The following is a 3,199-nucleotide window of genomic DNA, read 5'->3' as shown; positions in this document are numbered from 1 at the left end:
GCCTCGATACGCCGCCTCTCTCAACCCGTCATCACCCACTTTCCCGCATAGCTCCTGTCGGCGAGGAGGCGCGCGATGATGTTGCCGATGAGCGCCTCCATGTCCGGGATCACGGTGGCCAGCGTGTGACCGTCGTAGGGATTGCCGGGTAGCGCCTTCACATGGGTGACGAACTGGCCGCCCTTGGCGTGGCCGATCGTGGTGGCGACGGAGACTTTGACGCCGAACTCGTAAGGCTTGTGAGCCTTCCCCTTGCCGATGCACTCGACCTCCGGCGCGTGCAGGGAATAGACCTTCGGCCCGCGTTGACGCTGCTGCTGCTCACGCACACGCCGCGCCAGCGCCAGCAGCTTTGCAAACGCCGCTTCGAGCCCGCTGTTGCCCTCGATCTTGCGGCCGATGTCGCGGATCACGCGGCCCAGATAGGTCCGCAGCGTCTTGAGCGCCCGCCTGGCGCGCTTGAACTGCTTGGCGTGGGCATAGCGCTGGTGCTTGATCAGGGCGAACTTGCCTACCCGCGCATAGGACTGGCGCAAGGCCACGCTATGGCGCTGCGCCAACCGCACCAGCTTCTCGCGCGCCCGGTTCAGAAGCTTTGCATCGGTGGGGAACGTCACGTTCTTGGGCTGAACCGTGGTGTCGACGATCACTCGCGACAACTCGGACGGCTTGATTGCCTTGGTCTTGACGGCAACCGACAGGCTCTCCTGGATCAGCGCCGCCAGCCGCTCCTCGCCCATGCGGTTGCGCCAGCGCGTCAGCGACGAGCGATCGAACACCAGCCGGTGCTGGAAGAACTCCTCGCCGCAGAAGTGTTGGTAATAGGGATTCTCGACCCACCGCTCGCACAGAACTTCGTCGGACAGGTCGTATGTGTGCTTGAGGATCGCCAGCCCCGCCATCAGACGCGTCGGCAGCGGCGGCCGGCCGGGGTCGTCGTCGTAAACCTCGCCGAACCGCTGCTCCAGAAAGCCCCAGTCCACGGTGCGCCCAAGCGTCACCAGCGGATGTTTCATGTCGATGATCTGATCGAGCCGGGAGCGGAACAGATCCTGCTCTCCCGTCTCGCGACGCTCTGGTGGTCGCATCGAATTCCCCGCCAATGCCGGTTCTGGGGCGAGTGAATCACAAATCAAGTTTGCAAGGAATCCCGCTCCAAAGGCCCAGTTTCCGGCAAATCCAGTTGCGGAATAATGCCGTTTCCAGATTCCAAATCAACGGCTTGGGGGTTCTTCACGGACGACTGGTTACCTCAAGGCCGTCGTCACCAATCCCGACTGGCGGCTTGGGTGATTGACGATGCCCGATGAGGTTCGCTCCTCCACCTGTAGTCAGTGCAATCTTCTGCTGATGTCGAACAATTCCGCGTGCCCGGCGAGTGCAGCATCGTAATCGCTGTATAGCCGGCATCGTGTTATTTTCCCATCATCGGAAAGGGCTGTTTCGAACAAAAGCAACGCATAATTCATCGCCGCAGACCGGCCGCTCTGATCAAAGCCCAAGAACCTGGTTAGGAGTTGCGCTCCAGCGATTACGTCAGAGCGCAAACGGCCGTTATTATTCGCCTCCAGCCAAGCAGTGCTGGCTTTTCGCGCTTCCAAGTCGTTACCCAAATGGATCAGCCGCTTACCATCCAAGATGTAGAAACCGAAGGGAAAGATGATCATGTGACCAAGGTCCAAGCTGCGCTCTAATCCTCAATCTGCAACCTGAGACGACAACGTTCAAAACAACGGTTTAGCTGCTGCAGTAGCTCCACCGTATGTAACGTGGCCGCCTCCCCCATTTTTTTCTTGATTGCGGCACCTACAGCGTCTCTACTCTTGGTCAAACCGTTAAGCTCTTTTAGCCCCTTCGGCGTAATAGAAAGGTACACAACCCTCTTATCGGTACTCGAACCTTTTCTTCGGATGAAACCGAGGTCTTCCAACGGTCTTGATTGGTGCACGATGAACGAGGGATTTACCCGCAAGGCTTCAGCAACGGACTTGACCGGGAGGCCGCCTTGCTCGTGAGCCTCTGCAATGATCACAAGGATGTTCCATTGCGGAACGGTCAGCTTAAGTTTGCTCGCCCAAACAGCTTGCACCTCTGAGATTGAGCAATCGAGCGACCTCACCACTCGAACGATTTGTCCGACAACCTCTGTTCCTCGAGGGTCAGACTGATCGTGAGCCATAATTTCCGCCATTGCTCTGAAGAATGCAAGAAACCCCCGGCAGTTTCCCGCCGAGAGCTCTTGGAGGTTAGGTCGTTAGACCGAACTTACCAGTTGCGCTGAGCGCGGATCAACATCTGGTACGTGTCCTGATCCTTGAGCTGGTAAGCAGCGACAGGCTTGGCAACTGTCGCGCTGGCCCCGGCACCCGTGGTGCCTGCGTACTTCTGATCCAGGCGGGTGTAGGTAAAGTCAGCTGAGAACGTCAGGTTCTTGACTGGAGTCCACCGAGTGATCAAACCAAGCTGGGCGATGTTGTAGTCGGGGTTGCAGCTGGTGAGACCGGCACCGAGCGCGGTCACGACGGTACCACCTGCACCGCACATCAAAGTCTTGGCCGTGCTGTTGAACGAGACAGCAGCGTAAGCGCCGTAGATGGCCGTGTTCCAGTATGGATCCCAGTTGTGGGTGTACGCACCGCGCATACCCCAAGTGGTGACCAATTGCTGTTCACCGCCCACTGCGAACACCGAGTCGGGCGCAAACCCAATGCCAAGGCTCTGGTAGGCTCCGGCCAAGCCCGTGCTGCCATAAACCGTGGCCGCACCGGCCGCACCTGCCAGATCCTGAATGTTGTAGCGGGTCGCGCCGTTGGTGTAGACGCCCTGGACGTTGATCGTGTCGCCCGCACCGGTCGGGATGTTCTTGATCGACAAGGCCAACTGGGCAGCCCAGCCCCACTTGTCGGTCGGATGACCGGAGGGCTCGCCAGCGCCAGTGTAGTAAGCAACATGGTTGTTGTGCGCAGCGACCGACGCCTGGAACAGACCCCAAGCCTGATCAACACGAACCATGGCGACTAGGTCGGGAGCAACGGCTCCACCGTAGTCACTGGTGCCATAGCCGAACGTGCCTGGCACCCCAAGGTTATTGACGCCAGCCTGATAGTAAGCCACTTGGTCCTGTGCCGAAAACGACGCCGTCACGCCCTGACCGAAGTCAGCGGTGTAGGTGAACTGGTTGACGCCAGTGACCGTGCCG

3 protein-coding genes and 1 pseudogene are annotated in these 3,199 nt (G+C 59.3%); all 4 read right to left on the bottom strand.

The features are described 5' to 3' along the window. Positions 1–41: 41 nt before the first annotated feature. Positions 42–1,088 (bottom strand): annotated as a pseudogene (locus AX729_RS33185) (IS5 family transposase); the annotation flags it as partial. Positions 1,089–1,331: 243 nt separating this feature from the next. Further along, positions 1,332–1,667, bottom strand: coding sequence for a hypothetical protein (locus tag AX729_RS33180; RefSeq protein ID WP_061028335.1), 336 nt, complete (start codon positions 1,665–1,667; stop codon positions 1,332–1,334). 23 nt (positions 1,668–1,690) lie between these two features. After that, the gene (locus AX729_RS33175; RefSeq protein WP_197433736.1) at positions 1,691–2,179 is read right to left on the bottom strand and encodes a MarR family winged helix-turn-helix transcriptional regulator; all 489 of its coding nucleotides are present in this window, start codon (positions 2,177–2,179) and stop codon (positions 1,691–1,693) included. 86 nt (positions 2,180–2,265) lie between these two features. After that, positions 2,266–3,199, bottom strand: a 934-nt coding sequence (locus tag AX729_RS33170) for a porin (RefSeq protein ID WP_197433735.1), incomplete at its 5' end; no start/stop codon positions are given.

Source organism: Bradyrhizobium sp. CCH5-F6 (assembly GCF_001556045.1).
GTDB lineage: Bacteria > Pseudomonadota > Alphaproteobacteria > Rhizobiales > Xanthobacteraceae > Bradyrhizobium.
Note: the sequence above shows the minus strand (reverse complement) of the source record. Positions and strands in the feature narration are given on the sequence as shown.